Raw genomic sequence first — 20,415 nt, forward strand, 5'->3', positions numbered from 1 at the left:
CCCATGAACCCTGCACACCGCAACGCAACCCGCCGCATCCACGTCGTCTGGGCGCTGCTCGTCATCGCCACCCTCGCCTCCTGGTGGCTGGCGGAAGACCCCGACGCCCCGCACCTGGGGCTGCTCGCCACCGGCGTCGTGCTCGCGCTTTCGGGCATCAAAGGCGTGATGATCGCGCTCGATTTCATGGAGCTTTCGCATGCGCCGCGGCTCTGGCGCAGGCTGCTTCTGGGATGGCTGGCCGCCGTGCTGCTGGTGGTCCTCGGCACGCGTTTCTTTTCTTGAACGGGTTCAATTACAAATCCCGAGCAAAAAAGGAGGATGAAGCCCTCAGGATCGATGGAGGGCTTCTTATGAGCCAGCAAACCGGCGGGTTTACCAAGCAAATGGCCCGCAACATGTTCTACGGCGGAACCGCTTTCTTCGCGCTGCTCTTCGCGGCGATGATTTTCGACAGCGAACGCCGCATCCCCGAGCGCTCCAACGCGCACGAGATCACGCCGGCGGTCATCGCCGGCAAACAGATCTGGGAGACGCGCAACTGCATCGGCTGCCACACGCTGCTCGGTGAAGGCGCGTACTTCGCGCCCGAGCTCGGCAACGTCTACAAGCGCCGAGGCCCTGATTTCATCAAGGCGTGGATGGGCGCCATGCCCTCGCATGCGCCGGGCCGCAGGCAGATGCCGCAATTCAATCTGAGCGAAAAGCAGACCGGCGATCTCATCGAGTTCCTCAAGTGGACCGGCGAGATCAACACCGAGAAGTGGCCGCCGAACATCGAAGGTTGAACGAGCAAGGAGCATCGCAATGACCAATCCAGTTCTCAAATACCAAAGCCAATCCGTCGCCAAGCTGTACTTCATTGCAGCCATGGCGCTGTTCGCGGGACAGATCATCTTCGGCGTCGCGCTCGGGCTGCAATACCTGATCGGCGACCTGTTCTTCCCCTACATCCCGTTCAACATCGCCCGGATGGTGCACACGAATCTGCTGATCGTGTGGCTGCTGTTCGGCTTCATGGGCGCGGGCTACTACATCGTTCCGGAAGAGGCCGAGACCGAGCTGCACAGCCCGGCGCTCGCGATCGCGCTGTTCTGGATCTTCCTCGCCGCGGGAGCGCTCACCATCGTCGGCTATCTGGCCCTGCCCTACGCCAAGCTCGCCGAGCTGACGGGCAATGACCTGCTGCAGACCATGGGCCGCGAGTTCCTCGAGCAGCCGCTGCCCACCAAGGTCGGCATCGTGGTCGTCGCGCTTGGCTTTCTCTACAACCTCAGCATGACCATCCTGAAGGGCCGCAAGACCAGCGTCTCGGTGGTGCTCATGATCGGGCTGTGGGGTCTGGCGCTGATGTTCCTGTTCAGCTTCGTCAATCCGCACAATCTGGTGCGCGACAAGATGTACTGGTGGTTCGTCGTCCACCTCTGGGTGGAAGGCGTGTGGGAGCTGATTCTCGGCGCGCTGCTGGCCTTCGTGCTCATCAAGGTGACCGGCGTGGACCGCGAAGTGATCGACAAGTGGCTGTACGTGATCATCGCCTTCGCCCTGATGACCGGGCTGCTCGGCACCGGCCACCACTACTACTTCATCGGCATGCCTGCGTACTGGAAGTGGGTCGGCAGCATCTTCTCGGCCCTTGAACCACTGCCCTTCTTCATGATGACGCTGTTCGCGTTCAACATGGTCAAGCAGCGCCGTCGCGAGCATCCCAACCAGGCCGCCATCGTCTGGGCACTGGGCACCGCCGTCGTGGGCTTCCTCGGAGCGGGCGTCTGGGGCTTCATCCACACGCTGAGCGTGGTGAACTACTACACCCACGGCTCGCAGCTCACCGCCGCACACGGTCACCTCGCGTTCTACGGCGCCTACGTGCTGGTGGTGATCACGCTGATCAGCTACGCCATGCCGCAGCTGCGTGGCCGCCTCGCCAACAGTCCCGAGGCCCAGCGGCTTGAGATCCGCAGCTTCTGGATCATGACCATCGGCATGTCGATCATGGTGCTGGCGCTCACCGCCGCCGGCGTGCATCAGGTCTGGCTGCAACGCCTGCCGACCGAAAACGCCATGGGCTTCATGGCGACGCAGGACCAACTGCGTGGCTACTACTGGGTGCGCGTGATCGGTGGCCTGATCTTCCTGGCAGGTCAGTTCACCTACTTCGCGAGCTTCTTCGTCAAGGGCGCGCATGTGCTGCCCGAACTGAAGAACGCCACCAAGGCCACGCTGTCGCCACAAGCGGCCTGACCCGGCGACAAGACCAAGAGAGGAGCCACGCATGGACCACAGCGAAACCCAGCACATGCCGACCGAGCTGTCACCACACGGCACGCCCCATGGCATCCCCCATGGCGTGGCTCACCCCTCTCCGATCGAGCCCGCCGTGCCCTTCTACGCTGCGGCAAGCGACGAATGCGCGCTCTTCGAGCACGCCTTCCGCCAACGCCTGCCGGTGCTCATCAAGGGCCCGACGGGCTGCGGCAAGACCCGCTTCGTCGAGCACATGGCGGCGCGCCTTGGCAGAAAGCTCATCACCGTGAGCTGCCACGACGATCTGGCGGCCGCCGACCTCGTGGGTCGCCATCTCATCGGCGACGGCGGCACACGCTGGGCCGATGGCCCGCTCACCCGCGCGGTGCGCGAGGGCGCGATCTGCTATCTCGACGAGGTGGTCGAGGCACGCAAGGACACGACCGTCGTGCTCCACCCGCTGGCCGACGACCGCCGCACGCTGCCCATCGAGCGCACTGGCGAGGAACTGTGCGCCGCCGACGGCTTCATGCTGGTCGTGAGCTACAACCCCGGCTACCAGAACGTGCTCAAGGGCCTCAAGCCCAGCACCCGCCAGCGCTTTGTGGCGCTGCAGTTCCACTACCCGCCCGCACATGTCGAGCGCGAAATCCTGCTGCGCGAATCGGGCATCGCGCCCCACGTGGCCGACCAGCTCGTCGCCCTCGCGCAGGCGCTGCGCCGCCTGACCGAGCAGGATCTGGAGGAAACCGTGAGCACCCGGCTGCTGGTGATGGCCGCCCGCCTTGCCGCCAGCGGCCTGCCGCTCGCCAAGGCCTGCCGCGCGGCGATTGTCGATGCACTGACCGATGACGTCGACACCACGGCCGCATTGTTCGAACTGGTGAACGCCGTCATGACGGAGTGATCCCGCAAACAAGCACCCGACAACTGAAATCAGCGGAGCCGCAACATGGAAGAATGGGTCGGTCGTCAATGGCACCGCTTCATCACGAGCGTGGCCGAGCAGCGCGCGCCACACGCCGCCGTGCACCTGCGTGACATGCAGCGAACCATCGGGCTGCTGTTCCGCGCGGGCGGAGGCGACCACGGCGCACGCATCGCCGAGGCGGGACGCACCCGCACCGGCGGCCCGCGCAGCCTGCTGCAGCGCGTGGCGGGCAGCACCAGCAACGCGGAGCTTGGCACCTGGCAGCAGGACACGCTGGCGCTGCCGCAGCAGATCAGTCTGTTCGAAGACCCGGAGCTCAATCGCGGCCTCTATCTCTGGCTCGCCGCGCTGGGTTCCTGCATGCGGCCCGGTGGCGAATGGCTGAGCTGCAACGTACTGGCCAGCGCCCGTGCCCTCAGGCGCTTTCCAGGGCTGCGCGCCATCCACCGCAGACTGCTGCAGGCACAGCTGGATGAACGTCCCCGCCCCTCGACTTTGCGCCCCGCCGATGCCCGCGCCGAGCGCGCTCTGCAGCGCGCTTTGCGCGAACAGGTGGTCTGCACCGATGGCCTGCAGCTCACCGTCGAAAACGTGGCTCCGGTCTGGCTCTGGTACGTGCTGCCCACCGGCGGCAGCGTCCAACCTTCGCCAGCCCAAACACCCCAACAACCCGAGCAGCCCGACAGTCCCTCGTCCAAACAAGCCCTGCAGGATGCCTGCCGCCGCGCCGCCAAGCGCGTCGAGGACGAGCGCAATGGCGCGCCGCTGGTGATGTTCTTTCGCGCCGAATCGATACTGTCCTGGGCCGAATTCACCAAGGTCAACCGCGCCGATGATGACGACGACGATGGCCGCCAGCTTCAGGCCGCGAACGACATGGAGGAACTCGCCATCGCCAACGACGGCAGCTCCATCGCGTCGCGCGTGAAGTTCGATCTCGACCTGCCCAGCGCGTCCGAGGACGATCTGCCGCTCGGCGACGGCATGGCGTTTCCCGAATGGGACTGGCGCAAGGAGCGGCTGCTGCCCGATCACTGCGCGGTGCAACTCGTGATGAGCAAGGAAACGCAACCCACCGAGCCCGACGCGCGGCTGCGCAGGATCTCGCGGCGCATGCGGCGGCATCTGGACATGACTCGCCAGGCTCCCGACCGCGTGCGCGGCTGCACCGATGGCGACGAGCTGGATCTCGACGGCTGGGTACGCCATCAGGTGGAAGCGGTCTGCGCGCCGGCGCATGCGCGGCTCAACGCCAATCCTCCCGTCTTCATGCAGCGTCGCCGTACCCAGCACAGCCTCGCGAGCCTGCTGCTGGCCGATCTGTCGCAATCCACCGACGCCTACGCCACGCAGGACGCACGCGTGATCGACCTGATCCGCGACTCGCTGCAGGTGTTCGGCGAAGCACTTTCTGCCACGGGCGACGCGTTCGAGATGCTGGGATTTTCATCGGTGCGCCGGCAACACGTGCGCATCCAGCATCTCAAGGGTTTCGACGAACCCTGGAGCGCCGCCGCCCGCGCCCGCGTGCAGGCCATCCGGCCGGGCTACTACACGCGCATGGGTGCGGCGATCCGTTATGCGATCAAGCGCCTTGGCGAGCGTACCGAGCGCCAACGCCTGCTGCTGATCCTCACCGACGGCAAGCCCAACGATCTTGACATCTACGAGGGCCGCTACGGTCTCGAAGACACCCGCCACGCTATCCAGGAAGCGCGGACCGCCGGACTCACGCCGTTCTGCGTGACCATCGACCAGAAGGCTCACGACTACCTGCCGCACCTCTTCGGCTCACAAGGATACACATTAATACACAGACCACAGGAGCTCAATCATCGGCTGGCGCGGCTCTATGCCGAGCTCACACGCGGGTAATGTCCTGACTCGCATCAATGCTTGACAACAATTTGTTTCAGATCACGAAGTGGCCATTCGAAAGAAACTCTAATCGCTGCACCCACTTCAAAGATGCCGTCATGGACATTCAGAACTTCGATATCCCGCGATATCTGGCCGCCCTCCCTCTGTTTCAGGAGATGACCAGCGCCGAACTGCAGCGCCTTGCCACCGGCTGCCGCCTGCGTCGCTTCTCGCGTGGCGACACGGTCTTTCGCGTGGGCACGCCCTGCGAGGAATTCCATGTCACGGTGAGCGGCCAGATCAAGCTGTTCGCGCTTTCGCCGGCCGGTCAGGAAAAGATCATCGAGCTCGCGGGCCCCGGAATCACCTTCGCCGAAGCGCTGATGTTCACCGACAAGCCGTACATCGTGAATGCGCAGGCGCTCGCCGATTCGCTGCTGCTGAGCGTCGGCAAGGCCGCCGTGGTGCGGGAAATCGAATGCGATCCGCGCTTCGCGATGCGCATGCTCGCGGGCATTTCACGTCGCCTGCATGGGCTGGTGCACGACGTGCAGGCCTACTCGCTGCACAGCGGCATGCAGCGCGTCATCGGCTATCTGCTCAATTCACTGCCCGAGGATGTGGAAGACGCGGCCGCACTGGCGCTCTCCAGCGCGGGCTGCGGCGCTCGGCCCATGGCGCTCAAGGCCCGCACGCTGGACATCTCGCTGCCCGTGAGCAAGGCGACGATCGCCTCGCGCCTGTCGATCACGCCCGAATACTTTTCGCGCGTGCTGCACGACCTCGAAGCCGAAGGGCTGATCCGCATGGACAAGCGCGACATCCACATTCCAGACGCCGCACGTCTGGCCAATCACACGCTGCAGTGACCGCGAAATGGAAAGTGATCAAACAGCGATCACGCCTGCGGCGCGCAACAGCTGGGCAGTCTCGTAGAGCGGCAGGCCCATGATCCCGGTGTAGCTGCCGTTCAGATTCGACACGTACTGCGCGACAGGCCCCTGGATGCCGTAGGCACCGGCCTTGCCCATGGGCTCACCGCTGGCCACGTAGGCATCGATCTGCGCAGCGCTCATCGCCGCGAATTTCACACGCGATTCGGAAAGCGCCGTGAGCCGCTTGTTGCCCACCTGCAGCGCGACGGCGGTCAGGACACGGTGCTCATTGCCCGAAAGCTCCCCCAGCATGCGTCTGGCGTCAGCCGCGTCTTCGGGCTTGCCGTAGATCTTGCGCCCCAGCGCCACCGTCGTGTCGGAGCACAGAATCGGCGCCTGCGCCAACCCCCGGCGCTCCAGGCGCGCAACGGCGGCGTCGAGCTTCAATCCGGTCACGCGCTCCACATAGTCCAGCGGCAACTCGCCGGGCTGCACCGCTTCGATCGCTTCCGCATCCTCTTTTTGATCATCTCCCTCGTTGGGCAACAGCAGCGAATGGCGCACTCCAAGCTGCTCGAGCAACTGGCGGCGACGGGGACTCTGGGACGCGAGATAGATGAAGTCGGGCATGGGCAAAGCGAAAAGAATCGGTGGGATGGTTACTCGCGATGATACGGATGACCCGCATTGACCGACCACGCGCGGTACAGCTGCTCGATGAGCAGCACCCGCACCATGGCATGCGGCAACGTGAGATCGGACAGGCGGATGCGCTCGTGCGCGGCCTGGCGGAAAGCGGGGTCGAGCCCGTCCGGCCCGCCAATGACCAGCGCCACATCGTCGCCACTCAATTGCCAGTCCTTCAGCCGCTGGGCAAGGGCCTTGGTGGTCAGGTTGGTGCCGCGCTCATCCAGCGCAACGATGCGTGTGCCACGCGGTATCGCCGCCTCGATGCGTTCGCGCTCGGCGGCATACAGGTTTTCCAACGTCTTGGAGCCGCGTGGCTCGGTCTTCACCGCCTTGAGTTCAACCTTGATTTCGTGCGGAAAACGCTTGGCGTAATCGTCATAGGCCGTCTGCGCCCAATCGGGTACACGCTGACCTACAGCGACGATCAATAGCTTCATGATGAGAGCTTGCAGTTTTCAAAAACAAAAGAGGTCTGCTGTGCAGGCACAGCGAGACCTCTGTAGTGAGCCTGAGATTAGGCCTTGCGTGCCGGTGCTTTGCGCGCCGGAGCCTTCTTGGTGGCAGGCGACGCCTTCTTGTTCGCGGAAGGTGCATTCACCTTGACGATCTTGACAGGTGCCTTCGCCGCTGGCTTCCTGGCCGTGGCCGACTTGGTAGCTGGCTTGGCTGCGGACTTTGCGGCTGGCTTGGCAGCCGATTTTGCCGGAGCAGCCTTCTTGGCCGCTGCGGGCTTCTTCGCCGCGACAGGCTTTGGAGCCGCTGCTGCCGTCTTGCGTGCCGGAGCCTTCTTGGCGGCGGGCTTCTTCTTGCCTTCGGCGCTCGCGTCTTCGGAAGCGGTCACGCGGCGGGGTTTGGCGGCACCGAGCTTCAGGCGGACGGGTGTCTCGCCCCAGATCTCTTCAAGGCGGTAGTACTGGCGGATTGCGGGCTGCATGATGTGCGCCACGGCCTGGCCGCAATCCACGATGATCCACTCGCCGTTGTCCTCGCCCTCGGTGCGCGGCTTGCTGAAGCCCGCTTCCTTGACCGCGTCGCGCACGCTGGCGGCCAGTGCCTTGGTCTGGCGGTTGGAGTTACCGGTAGCGACAATCACGCGCTCGAACAGCGGCGAAAGTGCTTCGGTGTTGAAGACCTGGATGTCAACCGCTTTGACGTCCTCCAGTCCATCAACGATGGCGCGTTGGAGCTTGGTCACGTCTTTTTTGGCGGCAGTTTCCGATTTGGGGGAAGTAGTCATCAGTCAGTCTTCAATCAATGAAAGGAAGATGAAGTTTTCAATATAACGCGCCCGCTGGATTTGCGGCAGTAGGACTGCAACCCGGCAGGAATCGAAAATCTTTGGGAAAAACAAAATGGACGGCGTCTGCCCGGCAGCACCGTCCGCTGCGAAAAATTATAGGCAATCAGCCGGTTCGGCACTCAAACCCAGTCGCGACGCTTGAGAAAATGCGAGGTCAGCCGCTCTTCCGGCGAGCCTGGCTCGTCCTTGCGCTGGTACGACCAGCTCACCAGCGGCGGCATCGACAGCAAGATGGATTCGGTGCGCCCGCCCGACTGCAGCCCGAAGTGCGTGCCACGGTCCCAGACAAGGTTGAACTCCACGTAGCGGCCACGGCGATAGAGCTGAAAGTCACGCTCACGCTCGCCATAGGGCGTGTTCACGCGGCGCGCGACGATGGGCTCATAGGCCGACAGAAACGCGTCGCCCACGCTCTGCAGCATCTCGAAGCTCTGCTCAAACCCGAGTTCGGAAAAATCGTCAAAGAAAATTCCCCCCACACCGCGCTGTTCGCTGCGGTGCTTGTTGCAGAAATACTCGTCGCACCATTCCTTGAAGCGCGGATAGAGCCCAGTACCGAATGGAGCCAAGGCATCACGACATGCGCCGTGAAAGTGCACGGCATCCTCGTCAAACCCATAGTACGGCGTCAGATCCATACCGCCCCCAAACCAGCATACTGGCTCGGCGCCGGGCTGGCCCGCCGCGATCATGCGCACGTTCATGTGAACGGTGGGCACGTATGGATTGCGCGGATGGAAGACCAGCGACACGCCCATGGCTTCGAACGGCGCTCCCGCCAGTTCGGGGCGGTGCTGCGTCGCCGACGGCGGCAGTTGCGGGCCACGCACATGCGAGAAACCACAGCCTGCGCGCTCGAACACCCGGCCACCTTCCATGATCTTGGTGATGCCATTGCCTTGCAGACGCTCTTCGGGGCCTTTGCTCCAGGCGTCCGCCAGAAAACGGGCACCGCCCGCCTCTACCGGCCCTTCGATGGTCTCCAGCGCATCAGTAATGCGCGCCTGCAGGTCCACAAGGTAGTCACGCACCCGGCTCACGCGATGGGCCGGGTTCAGCGGTGTCGATGTGGGCATCACGAGTGTTGCTTGACGCCGCGATGGCCAATGTCGCGACGATATTGCGCGCCGTCGAAATAGATGCCGCGCGCCACGTCATAGGCACGCTGCTGCGCCTGCTTGACGTTGTCGGCCAGCGCCGTCACGCACAGCACGCGACCGCCGCTGGTGCGCAGCACGCCGTCCTTGAGCTCGGTTCCAGCATGGAACACCATGGCGTCTTCCGCATCCTGCGGTAGACCGGTGATTGCGTCGCCCTTGCGCGGTGCCTCGGGGTAGCCATGGGCCGCCATCACCACACCGAGCGCGGTGCGCCTGTCCCACTGCAGCTCGACCTGATCGAGCTTGCCGTCGACCGCTGCCGCCAGCACATCCACCAGATCGCTCTTCAGGCGCATCATGATCGGCTGCGTCTCGGGATCGCCCATGCGGCAATTGAATTCCAACGTCTTGGGATGGCCCTTGGAGTCGATCATCAGACCGGCGTATAGAAAGCCGGTGTACGGAATCCCGTCCTTTTCCATGCCGCGCACGGTGGGCAGAATGATCTCGCGCATGGCACGCGCATGCACATCGGCCGTTACCACCGGCGCGGGCGAATACGCGCCCATGCCACCGGTGTTCGGGCCCTGGTCGCCGTCTTTCAGGCGCTTGTGATCCTGGCTCGTAGCGAGCGCCGCCACGTTCTTGCCGTCACACAGCACGATGAACGAAGCCTCTTCGCCCTCAAGGAATTCCTCGATCACGACGCGCGCGCCGCCTTCGTTGTGCGAGACGCCATATTTGTTGTCGACCAGCATGAAGTCGACCGCATCGTGCGCTTCCTGCACGGTCATGGCCACCACCACACCCTTGCCCGCAGCCAGACCGTCGGCCTTGACCACGATGGGCGCGCCGAGCTTGTCGACAAATGCGTGAGCAGCCTCCGGATTGGTGAAGGTCTCGTACGCAGCCGTCGGGATATTGTGGCGCTTCATGAAGTCCTTGGAGAAGGCCTTCGAGCTTTCAAGCTGCGCAGCAGCACGGGTCGGACCGAAGATCCGCATGCCATGCGCGCGGAACTCGTCCACTACGCCTGCGGCGAGCGGCGCTTCCGGGCCGACCACGGTCAGGCCGATCTTCTCGTTTTGCGCCCACGCGCGCAGCTCAGCGGGATCGCTGATCGGCACGTTCACGAAATCGGGATTCAAAGCTGTGCCGCCGTTGCCCGGCGCCACATAGACCTTGGAGACCTTGGGCGAGCCGTCAAGCTTCCAGGCCAGTGCGTGTTCTCGGCCGCCGCCACCAATCACGAGGACTTTCATTGTCTTGTCTTGGCCTCCTCACAACTCAGCGTTGTGATAGACCTCTTGTACGTCGTCCAGATCTTCCAGAACATCCAGCAATTTCTGCATGCGGGCCGCGTCCTCGCCTTCCATGGCGATCGACACGTCGGGGCGCATGGTCACGTCCGCCAGATCGGCCACGAGGCCAGCGGCCTGCAGCGCGTTCTTCACGGCTTCGAAGTCGCCCGGCGCGGTCAGCACTTCAATCGCGCCTTCCTCATCGGTGATCACGTCCTCGGCCCCGGCTTCGAGCGCCACTTCCATGACCTTGTCCTCGTCCGTTCCCGGCGCGAAGATCATCTGACCCACATGTTTGAATTGAAACGACACCGAACCATTGGTGCCCATGTTGCCACCGTATTTGCTGAAGGCATGACGCACTTCAGCGACGGTGCGAACGTGATTATCGGTCATTGTGTCAACAATGATGGCCGCACCACCGATGCCGTAGCCTTCATAGCGGATTTCTTCGTACGTCACACCCTCGAGATTGCCGGTCGCCTTGTCGATGTTGCGCTTGATGTTGTCCGCAGGCATATTGGCGGCCTTGGCCTTGTCGATGGCCAGGCGCAGACGCGGATTGGCATCGGGATCGCCGCCGCCCTGGCGGGCCGCCACCATGATTTCACGAATGATGCGAGTCCAGATCTTGCCGCGCTTCTCGTCCTGACGGCCTTTTCGGTGCTGGATGTTGGCCCATTTGCTGTGTCCTGCCACAGGGTGTCCTTCTGATTTAATAATCTACTGTCCGCGATTTTACTTTTGACTTCGATTCCCTACTTTCTCAATCACTGCCATGGCTGAACCACTCATCATCGCCCAGCACGCGTCCGTCCAGTGCCAACTGCTGCCCGGCCTCGCCAATCGCCACGGTCTGATCACCGGCGCGACCGGCACCGGCAAGTCCGTCACGCTGCAAAAGCTCGCGGAAGAGTTTTCCAGAATCGGCGTGCCGGTCTTCCTCTCCGACGTCAAGGGAGACCTCACCGGCATCAGCCAGGCCGGCCACATCGGCGACAAGATGGCCGCCACGCTCAAGGAGCGCGGCCTGCCCATGCCCGAATCGCTCGCCTGCCCCACCACGCTGTGGGACGTGTTCGGCCAGCAGGGCCATCCGGTGCGCGCCACCATCTCCGACATGGGCCCGCTGCTGCTGGGCCGCATGCTCGACCTGAACGACACACAGATGGGCGTGCTCAATCTGGTGTTCAAGATCGCCGACGACAACGGCATGCTGCTGCTGGACCTCAAGGACCTGCGCGCCATGCTCACCTACGTGGGCGACAACGCCAAGCAGTTCACCACCGAGTACGGCAACGTCAGCTCGGCCAGCATCGGCGCCATCCAGCGCGGTCTGCTTCAGATCGAACAGCAAGGCGGCGACCAGTTCTTCGGCGAGCCCATGCTCAACATCCAGGACTTCATGCAGACCGTCTCGGGCAAGGGAGTGATCAACATCCTCGCGGCCGACAAGCTCATGAACTCGCCGCGTCTGTACGCGACCTTCCTGCTGTGGATGCTGTCCGAGCTGTTCGAGCAGCTCCCGGAAATCGGCGATCCCGACAAGCCCAAGCTCGTGTTCTTCTTTGACGAAGCCCACCTGCTGTTCAACGAAGCGCCCAAGGCGCTGCTCGAGCGCATCGAACTCGTCGTGCGCCTCGTGCGCTCCAAGGGCGTGGGCGTGTATTTCGTTACGCAGAATCCGCTCGACATCCCCGATTCAGTGCTCGCCCAGCTCGGCAACCGCGTCCAGCACGCCCTGCGCGCCTTCACCCCACGCGACCAGAAGGCCGTCAAGGCCACGGCCACGACCATGCGCCCCAATCCCGGCCTCGACATCGAAGCCGCGATCACCGAGGTCGGCGTCGGCGAGGCCCTGATCAGCTTTCTCGACGCCAAGGGCCGCCCCACGCCGACCGAGCGCGTCTACGTGATTCCGCCAGGAAGCCAGATCGGCCCGATCACGCCCGAGCAGCGCAAGGCACTGATGGCCAACTCGCTGGTCGCCGGCATCTACGACACCACAGTGGACCGCGAATCGGCCTATGAAGTGCTGCGCGGACGTGCAGGCGAGCAGGCGGGGAATGCAGCGGTCATCAAGGACAAGGCCGCGCAGGAAGCCGATGGCGGCGGCGGAATCATGGGAGAGATCAACACCATCCTCTTCGGCACCACCGGGCCGCGCGGCGGCAAGAAGGATGGCATCGTGCAGACCATGGCGAAGTCCACGGCCCGTACCGTAGGGACCAACTTGGGCAAGCAATTGCTTCGCGGTGTTCTCGGCAGTCTGCTGGGTGGTCGCAAGTAAGGGATTGGCTCTGATCCTGCGAAGCCTTGCTGCTTCGACTGGACATTCATTTGGAGGCGGCCATGCAGGCCCTCATGCGTCGTTGCTCACGCTTGCCGTACGAAGGTACTGTCTGCGCGTGGGGCGCCCAGCCTGAGGGCCCGTCTTGCCGTTGTGCTGGATGATCGACGCGCCCTGTGCGCTTAGTGGGCCCGCTGCTTCGAAGTCCGAACGGCCGACTCGCTTATGCGCTCCTTGAAAATTTGCTGCCCAACTCGTGCAGCCAGCTCACAAACGCCTTGATGACGGGATCTTCCAGTCTTGCGCTCGGCACATGACTGGAATAGCGCCAGGCAGGAAGCGCCGGGCCGTCGAGCGGGAAGACGAGGCGGCCTTCTTCGATGTCGAGCGCAACGAGCGCGGTCGGGCCCATGGCGATTCCCAGCCCGTCGATTGCTGCCTGAAGCGTCATGTAAAAATGGTCCAGCTGGAGCGCGTTGACGCTCGCCAATTGCGGGTTTCCGCTGGCGGCCAGCCATTCACTCCAGAGGCCTGGATACGTCGCCGTGTGCAGCAGGGTGTGGCGCGCCAAATCTCCCACGGCGTGGATCGGATTTGCCTCCAGTACGCGCGGAGCGCACACGGGCAGGCGCACCTCGGAGAGAAATTCTTGCACCACATACCCCGCGGGCGGTTGCTGCGCATTGCCCCGGATCGCGACGTCGAACTCCTCACGCAGCCGGTCGATGGGCTCGTCAGAGGTGGTCAGCCGCACCTTCACCGCCGGATACGCCAACTGAAACCCCGAGAGCTGTGGCAGCAGCCAGCGCAGCGCGAATGTCGTCGGAGCATTCACGCGGATGACCTGCTGGCGCGTGAGATTCAGTTGCTCGTCGGTCGCAAGCGCGATGCGGTCGAGCGCCGCCGCCACTTCCGACAAATAGAGGCGCCCCGCCTCGGTGAGCGCGATGCGCCGCCCCACCCGCGCGAACAGCGCATGCCCGAGCCAGTCCTCGAGCTGGCCGACCTGCCGGCTCACCGCACCATGCGTCACGCAAAGCTCGTCCGCCGCCGCCGACATGCTTTCGAGCCGCGCAGCGGCCTCGAACGCGCGCAGCGCATTCAATGGGGGCAGACGACGCGGCATGCTAGAGCTCGCTTGTGAGTTTTACTGACATGATCAATGAGTTTAAATCGATTTTCGCCGCAATGAATGTTCAATACATTCACCCTCCGTGCTGACGACATGTCGTGGACATGTCACTTTTTTTCACCAAGGAGGTTTTCACATGTCCAATGTCGTGGTCGTAGGTGCTCAATGGGGCGATGAAGGCAAGGGCCGCGTCGTCGACTGGCTGGCCGAGAAGGCCGACATCGTCGCCCGCTACAACGGCGGCCACAACGCGGGCCACACCCTCGTCGTCGACGGCAAGACCTACAAGCTCGCGCTGATCCCGAGCGGCGTGGTGCGCGGCAAGCTCGGCGTGATCGGCAACGGCGTGGCCGTCGACCCAGAGGCGCTGCTCGCCGAGATCGCCCGCATCGCCGAACTCGGTCTGCAGGTCACCCCCGAGGTGCTGCAGATCGCCGAAACCGCCACGCTCGTACTCCCCATCCACCGCGCCATCGACGCCGCGCAGGAACAATTGCGCACTGGCACGACCGGCTCGGCCATCGGTACCACGCTGCGCGGCATTGGCCCGGCCTACGAGGACAAGATCGGCCGCCGTGGTCTGCGCATCTGCGACCTCGCCGACCCCGAGCGCCTCTCCGCCAAGCTCGACCTGCTGCTCGCCCACCACAACGCCTGGTTTCGCGGACTCGGCCTCGTGCCGTTCGAGAAGGGCCCCATGCTTGAAGGACTGCTCCAACTGGCGCCGCAGGTTTTGCCCTTCGTGGGCCGGGTCTGGGAAACGCTCGACAAGGCACACACCAACAAGCAGCGCATCGTGTTCGAAGGTTCGCAGGCCGTGATGCTCGACATAGACTGGGGCAGCTATCCCTACGTGACCTCCTCCACCACCATCGCCGCAGGCGCCGCCAGCGGCACCGGCATCGCGCCCTCACACATCGGCTCCGTGCTCGGCGTGAGCAAGGTCTACGCCACCCGCGTCGGCGGTGGCCCCTTCGTCTCGGAACTCGACGACCCGCTCGGCGAAGCCCTGCGCGCACGCGGCCGTGAATACGGCGTCAACACCGGCCGCCCTCGTCGCTGCGGCTGGCTCGACACGGTGCAACTGCGCCAAAGCATCAAGGTCGCAGGCATCGACCAGCTCGCCCTCACCAAGCTCGACGTGCTCGACGGCTTCGACGACATCTGCATCTGCACCGGCTACGAACTCGACGGCCAACGCATCGACCACATCCCCGCCAACGACGCCGAACAGCAACGGCTCAAACCCCTGCTCAAGCGCTTTGACGCCTGGAAGGGTTCCACCCAGGGCCTGCGCTCATGGAATGACCTGCCCGCAGAGGCCAAGGCACTGATCGGAGCGATCCAGGCCGAGGCGGGCATCCCCGTCGCCATGGTCACCACCGGACCGGAACGGGATGACGCCATCGTGCTGCGTTCATCGTTCTGACCTGGTGGCAAGTTCACATCGTCAAGGAACCTCTGCACGAATCGATCGTCAAGCGGCCAGATGCAGATCTGGGATGGGATTTTCAACGCATAAGACCGCCCGAGGCTGCGCCAGCACGCGTCGATCCCTTTCGTGCAGAGGTTCCCCAAGGAAATTACGTAATATGGGTGTTTCTTCGTCAAACCGAATTCCATGGATTAAATGAAATGAATAAAGACTAAATTCTCAAAGAATTTGGCAGAAATTACATTAAAGAGACTCGAGACAGCTCAATAAAAAAGATTCGCGGATATGCCGCAGGGGAATACAATACTGAAGAAACGAGAGTTGTGGAGAGCTTTCTCAAATCCCTATCCGATGAGCAGAAAAAGGTTTTTGACGATATTTTATTATTGACAGTTGACTCCGTGATTTTTCGAGTTTTGCGACTTGCCGATCAGGGGGTGTTAACAATAGGATATGGGGATATTGAAAACATCTCGGAAGCAAGTGATGGATTATCCGGTGAAATATTTGGAGAAAATGGATGGATTCGGTCATTTAGTGATTTCCCTCCATCCATGAAGTAAATATCACCCCTCCTGGGAACCACTGATTTTCTCAAGCGCATTTTCGATGAAAAATGCATTCCCTATCCATCGCCCTTGCGATCAGCCTGCTTGCCTCCGCCATATTTACCTCCCTCTGGATTGATCGCTCCACCTCACTCAGTTGCATAACCCGATCTTGCGAAATGAAAATAATCAATACTGCAGCACCGCAACCCCACTCGCTTCGGAATGAATAGGCATTACAGAAATTCTGCATCAAGCACAAATTAAAAATGCAGAAATAATCAATTCAAGAAATTTCATACAACGATGCTCCGCACCTTGAGAAAATTCACAAGTAACTTATTCTTTTTGGCGCTGGTTTTGTCGGCAATTTCCTCAAAAGCAGCCCAATCAGACAATGACACTCTATTTGTGATTACTCAATCAGGCGATCAGCTTGAAGGGACGTCAACCATCTCGACAGGCATCAGAAGAATCGACAACGACTATTTAGTCTTATTCAAAGAGAAAAATAAAGGGAGTAAGTTTATTTTCAAACTCTATGACACACCGCTTGCACTCGGCATGTTGAGCGAGAGCGGTGATTCATATTACGTACTGAGCATGAATGCAACATCGTACGTGTATAGAATATTCTCAAAAGATGACGCCATGGTTTTCGAGGGGTTTTCGAAAGCGACTCCTCCGAGTGTAATCTGGTGTCACAACGAGGAATGGCCGCAAATTCACACCTCCAGCAAAGAGTCCGGTGACAATCGTGGCAATTGGCGATACAGCAAAGCTGACGGGAGGTATATAAAATCAAAAACATCCTGCCTCAAATCATTGAATCGATGACAGCGGGACACTTCTCCGAAAAATCACCCCACCAACAATTCATTAAAAGCAGCTTAGCCTTCACTGCCACACATATCAAAAGCTCCAAACCCATGACCAAGACAGTCCTGTCAAATAGCGACTACCAAGCATTGAAGTTGTTTGAAGATTTATTCTTCGAGTGGTACGTACCCAAGTACCCGACAACTCCGAACATAAAACCATCAGAATTTTTCGATCAACTTGAAAAGACATCCTTGGCCAAGGCAAAAATAGGAGTACAGATGTCGGTGAATGACTCGATCGAGTCGACGCTGGCATGGTCACCCGAAAAAGTTGCTGAAGCTGATGCCAAATTATTGAACGCGGGCGCCTTGTCTTTGAGCGAAGTACGTCGACGCTATTCAAAAAAACTCGTCCAAGTGCTGAATCGCGGAAAAATTCGGTCTGAGACTGAATACTATCTGGTACGCGGAATCATTGACGCTCAAGGAGTTGCGCTCAATAGCAAAGAAGTCACCATGGCACTTCAAATGCTCGATGAGTTCGAGAAGAACGTTGCCGCCACAAGGCGCTGAAATATTGGCTCAAGCATTCGGCAATGATTCACCTTTTCGGATTGTCAGAAAAACAAAAGCGCTTCATTCCCACCCCCAACACATGTCTTTCCCCCTGTGCGACAAAGGATCTCCCTCATCGCTGCGGACGCCGACATGATCGATCTGTATTACTGGACCACGCCCAACGGGCACAAGATCACGCTGTTTCTTGAAGAAGCCGGTCTGCCTTACCGGATTCATCCCATCAACATCGGCAAGGGCGAGCAGTTCGCGCCGGAGTTTCTGAAGATCGCGCCGAACAACCGCATTCCTGCGATCGTCGATCAGGCGCCTGCGGATGGCGGGGCGCCGGTTTCGCTGTTCGAGTCGGGGGCGATTCTGCTGTATCTGGCGGACAAGACCGGGCGCTTCATTCCTCAGGATCTACGGGGGCGCAACGAGGCGCTGCAGTGGCTGTTCTGGCAGATGGGCGGGCTTGGGCCGATGGCTGGGCAGAACCACCATTTCGTGCAGTACGCGCCCGAGAAGATTCCCTATGCCATGGAGCGCTATGTGAAGGAGACGGGGCGTCTCTATGGCGTGCTCGACAGGCATCTGGGCGATGGGCGCGAGTTCATCGCGGGGGCGGAGTATTCGATTGCGGACATGGCCTGCTATCCGTGGATCGTGCCGCACGAGCGCCAGCAGCAGGCTCTGGCGAACTTTCCGCATCTCAAGGCGTGGTTCGAGCGGATTGCGGCGCGGCCTGCCACACGCAGGGCTTACGATCTGGCGCAGACCATCAACGTCTCGCCGACCGTGGACGACGCTTCGAAGAAGGTGCTGTTCGGACAGGACGCGAGCACCGTCAAACGCTGAGTTGCGTCAATCAATCAAGGAATCACGTCACATGAGCACCACTGCCGCCCTGCCCACCTTTGCCGATGTCGTTGCCGCCGCCGAGCGGCTGCAGGGCGTTGCCCACCGCACGCCGGTGATGCGCTCGACCACGGCCGATGCGCTGCTGGGCGCCGAGCTGTTCTTCAAGTGCGAGAACCTGCAGCGCATGGGAGCGTTCAAGTTTCGCGGCGGCTACAACACGCTGGCGCAGTTCTCGCCGGAGCAGAAAAAGCGTGGCGTGCTGGCGTTCTCGTCGGGCAACCATGCGCAGGCGATTGCGCTGTCGGCACGGATTCTGGGCATGCCGGCGGCCATCGTGATGCCTGAGGATGCCCCTGCGGCCAAGCTCGCCGCCACGCGTGGCTACGGCGCCGAGGTCATCAACTACGACCGCTTCACCGAGGACCGCGAGGCGATCAGCCAGCGCATCGCGAGCGAGCGCGGCATGACGCTGGTGCCGCCCTACAACCATCCACACGTGCTCGCGGGCCAGGGCACGGCGGCGCTGGAGCTGCTGCAGGAAGTGCCCGATCTGGACTGTCTCTTTGCGCCGCTGGGCGGTGGCGGGCTGCTGTCGGGCACGCTGCTCGCTGCCAAGGGGCTGGCGCCGCAATGCAGGGTCTACGGCGTCGAGCCCGAGGCGGGCAACGACGCCCAGCAGTCGCTGCGCAAGGGCGAGATCGTGAAGATCGACACGCCCAAGACGCTCGCCGATGGTGCGCAGACGCAGGCGCTGGGCGACATCACCTTCGCCATCATCCGCCGCGACGTGACCGACATCATCACCGCGAGCGATGCACAACTGGTCGAGAGCATGCGCTTCTATGCGGAGCGCATGAAGATCGTGGTCGAGCCGACCGGCGCGCTTTCGCTGGCGGGCGCGCGGCATGGCGGCATCGACCTCAAAGGCAAGCGTGTCGGCTTCATCATCAGCGGCGGAAATGTGGATCTGGCGAGCTACGGCCAACTGCTTGGCGGCGGTCATTGAATCGACCGGCCGCGCCCGAATTCCCTCGGGCGCGCGATAATCGGTGAACTGGACAATCCAGCGGATCACTCTCGGAAATAGCCACCCCGAGACCATAGCAGGCTTAGGTTTCTGGCAGACTTCACCTCCGAAATTTCACTTCGCAAAAAACAAAAACAGCCATGAGCACCACCAACACCGCCAAAGTCACCGTCATCACCCACCCCCTCGTCCAGCACAAGCTCACGCTGATGCGCAAGAAGGACGCCAGCACCAACAGCTTCCGCCGTCTGCTCGGCGAGCTGAGCACGCTGATGGCCTACGAAATCACGCGCGACATGCCGCTGCAGGATCTCGAAATCGAGACGCCGATGGAGAAGATGACCGGCAAGGTGATCGATGGCAAGAAGCAGGTGCTCGTGTCCATCCTGCGCGCAGGCAACGGCTTTCTCGACGGCATGCTCAACGTGATTCCCGGTGCGCGCATCGGCCACATCGGCCTGTACCGCGACCCCGAGACGCTGCAGCCGGTCGAGTACTACTTCAAGATGCCTTCCGAAATGGAAGAGCGCGACATCATCGTGGTCGACCCGATGCTGGCCACCGGCAACTCCGCGGCCGCCGCCGTGGATCGCCTCAAGAAGCTGAACCCACGCTCGATCAAGTTCGTCTGCCTGCTGGCCGCCCCCGAAGGCGTGGCGACCATGCAGAAGATCCACCCCGACGTGCCGATCTTCACCGCCGCCATCGACCGCGAACTCAACGACCACGGCTACATCCTGCCGGGTCTGGGTGACGCGGGCGACCGCATCTTCGGCACCAAGTAAACACCAGCACCGGCACCAGCACCAGTGACCCCTGCCCAGCCCGCACTCCCGTTCAATCTGCCCGCGCATGTCCACATCCACGAGAGTGAACTGCGCACGGAACGCGTGCGGCTGCGGCAATGGACCAAGGCGGATTTCGAGCCGTTTGCGGCGCTGAACTGCGACCCTCAGGTCATGCGGCACTTTCCCGCCCTGCTCTCGCGCGAACAAAGCGACGCGCACGCCTCGCGCATGCGGGCGCTGATCGAAGAGCGCGGCTGGGGATTCTGGGCGACGGACTGGCTGCAGCAGGACGGCAGCGCGCCCCAGTTCATTGGCTTCGTCGGCATGCATGTGCCGATCGCGGAACTGCCCTTTTCACCGTGCGTCGAAATCGGCTGGCGCCTGGCGCGGCCGTTCTGGGGCAAGGGCCTCGCGAGCGAGGCGGCGCGGCTGGCGATGCGTGCGGGCTTCGAGGCGCTCAAGCTGCCCGAGATCGTCTCGTTCACCTCGCGTGAAAACCTGCGCTCGCGCGCCGTGATGCAGCGTCTGGGCATGCACTCGCGGCCCGAAGATCACTTCGATCATCCCGCTGTGCCCGAAGGCCACCCGGTGCGCCCGCATTGCCTCTACCGCATCACGCGCGAGGAGTGGCTCGCGCAGGCTCATCAACCCTGA

The 20,415-nt window shown here is 62.1% G+C and carries 23 protein-coding genes; 16 read left to right on the top strand and 7 right to left on the bottom strand.

The annotated features are described in order from the left end of the window. Positions 1-3: 3 nt before the first annotated feature. The 6 genes from ISG32_RS22080 to ISG32_RS22105 all read left to right on the top strand — a co-directional run bounded on the left by ISG32_RS22080 (position 4) and on the right by ISG32_RS22105 (position 5,907). A complete protein-coding gene (locus tag ISG32_RS22080) occupies positions 4-285 on the top strand; it encodes a cytochrome C oxidase subunit IV family protein (RefSeq protein WP_194773176.1) in 282 nt (93 codons plus the stop codon). A 68-nt stretch (positions 286-353) separates the two neighbouring features. Continuing rightward, a complete protein-coding gene (locus ISG32_RS22085; RefSeq protein WP_194773177.1) occupies positions 354-788 on the top strand; it encodes a c-type cytochrome in 435 nt (144 codons plus the stop codon). Positions 789-807: 19 nt separating this feature from the next. Further along, positions 808-2,244 (top strand): cbb3-type cytochrome c oxidase subunit I, encoded by a 1,437-nt coding sequence (locus tag ISG32_RS22090; protein ID WP_194773178.1) that lies wholly within the window; start codon positions 808-810, stop codon positions 2,242-2,244. Between the two features lie 31 nt (positions 2,245-2,275). Continuing rightward, positions 2,276-3,154, top strand: coding sequence for a CbbQ/NirQ/NorQ/GpvN family protein (locus ISG32_RS22095; RefSeq protein ID WP_228530004.1), 879 nt, complete (start codon positions 2,276-2,278; stop codon positions 3,152-3,154). Positions 3,155-3,199: 45 nt separating this feature from the next. Further along, positions 3,200-5,053 carry a nitric oxide reductase activation protein NorD gene (locus tag ISG32_RS22100; RefSeq protein ID WP_194773179.1) on the top strand — a complete coding sequence of 618 codons (1,854 nt, stop codon included), beginning with the start codon at positions 3,200-3,202 and terminating at the stop codon, positions 5,051-5,053. Between the two features lie 101 nt (positions 5,054-5,154). Then, complete coding sequence (locus ISG32_RS22105) at positions 5,155-5,907, top strand: Crp/Fnr family transcriptional regulator (RefSeq protein ID WP_194773180.1); 753 nt, start codon at positions 5,155-5,157, stop codon at positions 5,905-5,907. A gap of 18 nt (positions 5,908-5,925) precedes the next feature. On the opposite strand, the gene ISG32_RS22110 is transcribed toward ISG32_RS22105, so the two are convergent. The 6 genes from ISG32_RS22110 to ISG32_RS22135 form a co-directional block, all read right to left on the bottom strand. Then, entirely contained in the window at positions 5,926-6,543 is a 618-nt protein-coding gene (locus ISG32_RS22110; RefSeq protein WP_194773181.1) for a Maf family protein, read from the bottom strand. Positions 6,544-6,572: 29 nt separating this feature from the next. Continuing rightward, a complete protein-coding gene (rlmH, locus tag ISG32_RS22115) occupies positions 6,573-7,040 on the bottom strand; it encodes a 23S rRNA (pseudouridine(1915)-N(3))-methyltransferase RlmH (protein ID WP_194773182.1) in 468 nt (155 codons plus the stop codon). A 77-nt stretch (positions 7,041-7,117) separates the two neighbouring features. Further along, positions 7,118-7,840, bottom strand: a complete 723-nt coding sequence (rsfS, locus tag ISG32_RS22120; protein WP_194773183.1) for a ribosome silencing factor — start codon at positions 7,838-7,840, stop codon at positions 7,118-7,120. A gap of 182 nt (positions 7,841-8,022) precedes the next feature. Further along, positions 8,023-8,979 carry an oxygen-dependent coproporphyrinogen oxidase gene (gene hemF / locus ISG32_RS22125; protein ID WP_194773184.1) on the bottom strand — a complete coding sequence of 319 codons (957 nt, stop codon included), beginning with the start codon at positions 8,977-8,979 and terminating at the stop codon, positions 8,023-8,025. Further along, complete coding sequence (gene purD, locus ISG32_RS22130) at positions 8,979-10,265, bottom strand: phosphoribosylamine--glycine ligase (RefSeq protein WP_194773185.1); 1,287 nt, start codon at positions 10,263-10,265, stop codon at positions 8,979-8,981. The genes hemF and purD overlap by 1 nt, the downstream gene beginning before the upstream one ends. Positions 10,266-10,283: 18 nt before the next feature. Then, complete coding sequence (locus ISG32_RS22135) at positions 10,284-11,003, bottom strand: YebC/PmpR family DNA-binding transcriptional regulator (RefSeq protein ID WP_194773186.1); 720 nt, start codon at positions 11,001-11,003, stop codon at positions 10,284-10,286. Positions 11,004-11,082: 79 nt separating this feature from the next. Between ISG32_RS22135 and ISG32_RS22140 the strand changes: the two genes are divergently transcribed. Next, a complete protein-coding gene (locus ISG32_RS22140) occupies positions 11,083-12,594 on the top strand; it encodes a helicase HerA-like C-terminal domain-containing protein (protein ID WP_194773187.1) in 1,512 nt (503 codons plus the stop codon). A 223-nt stretch (positions 12,595-12,817) separates the two neighbouring features. On the opposite strand, the gene gcvA is transcribed toward ISG32_RS22140, so the two are convergent. Beyond that, on the bottom strand, positions 12,818-13,720 hold the full coding sequence (gene gcvA, locus ISG32_RS22145; RefSeq protein WP_194773188.1) for a transcriptional regulator GcvA: 903 nt from the start codon (positions 13,718-13,720) through the stop codon (positions 12,818-12,820). A gap of 142 nt (positions 13,721-13,862) precedes the next feature. Between gcvA and ISG32_RS22150 the strand changes: the two genes are divergently transcribed. The 9 genes from ISG32_RS22150 (at position 13,863) to ISG32_RS22190 (ending at position 20,415) form a co-directional block, all read left to right on the top strand. Continuing rightward, positions 13,863-15,155, top strand: a complete 1,293-nt coding sequence (locus tag ISG32_RS22150) for an adenylosuccinate synthase (RefSeq protein ID WP_194773189.1) — start codon at positions 13,863-13,865, stop codon at positions 15,153-15,155. A 329-nt stretch (positions 15,156-15,484) separates the two neighbouring features. Continuing rightward, entirely contained in the window at positions 15,485-15,724 is a 240-nt protein-coding gene (locus tag ISG32_RS22155) for a hypothetical protein (RefSeq protein WP_194773190.1), read from the top strand. A gap of 53 nt (positions 15,725-15,777) precedes the next feature. After that, complete coding sequence (locus ISG32_RS27925; RefSeq protein WP_194773191.1) at positions 15,778-15,942, top strand: Imm58 family immunity protein; 165 nt, start codon at positions 15,778-15,780, stop codon at positions 15,940-15,942. Between the two features lie 73 nt (positions 15,943-16,015). After that, entirely contained in the window at positions 16,016-16,546 is a 531-nt protein-coding gene (locus ISG32_RS22165) for a hypothetical protein (RefSeq protein WP_194773192.1), read from the top strand. Between the two features lie 92 nt (positions 16,547-16,638). Then, entirely contained in the window at positions 16,639-17,103 is a 465-nt protein-coding gene (locus ISG32_RS22170; protein ID WP_194773193.1) for a hypothetical protein, read from the top strand. Between the two features lie 135 nt (positions 17,104-17,238). After that, complete coding sequence (locus ISG32_RS22175; RefSeq protein WP_194773194.1) at positions 17,239-17,943, top strand: glutathione binding-like protein; 705 nt, start codon at positions 17,239-17,241, stop codon at positions 17,941-17,943. A 31-nt stretch (positions 17,944-17,974) separates the two neighbouring features. Continuing rightward, complete coding sequence (locus tag ISG32_RS22180) at positions 17,975-18,952, top strand: threo-3-hydroxy-L-aspartate ammonia-lyase (RefSeq protein WP_194773195.1); 978 nt, start codon at positions 17,975-17,977, stop codon at positions 18,950-18,952. A 161-nt stretch (positions 18,953-19,113) separates the two neighbouring features. Continuing rightward, positions 19,114-19,758 carry a uracil phosphoribosyltransferase gene (gene upp / locus ISG32_RS22185; protein ID WP_194773196.1) on the top strand — a complete coding sequence of 215 codons (645 nt, stop codon included), beginning with the start codon at positions 19,114-19,116 and terminating at the stop codon, positions 19,756-19,758. 57 nt (positions 19,759-19,815) lie between these two features. Next, on the top strand, positions 19,816-20,415 hold the full coding sequence (locus ISG32_RS22190) for a GNAT family N-acetyltransferase (RefSeq protein ID WP_228530023.1): 600 nt from the start codon (positions 19,816-19,818) through the stop codon (positions 20,413-20,415).

The sequence above is a fragment of the Diaphorobacter caeni genome (genome assembly GCF_015354245.1).
Classification (GTDB): Bacteria; Pseudomonadota; Gammaproteobacteria; order Burkholderiales; family Burkholderiaceae_C; genus Diaphorobacter_A; species Diaphorobacter_A caeni.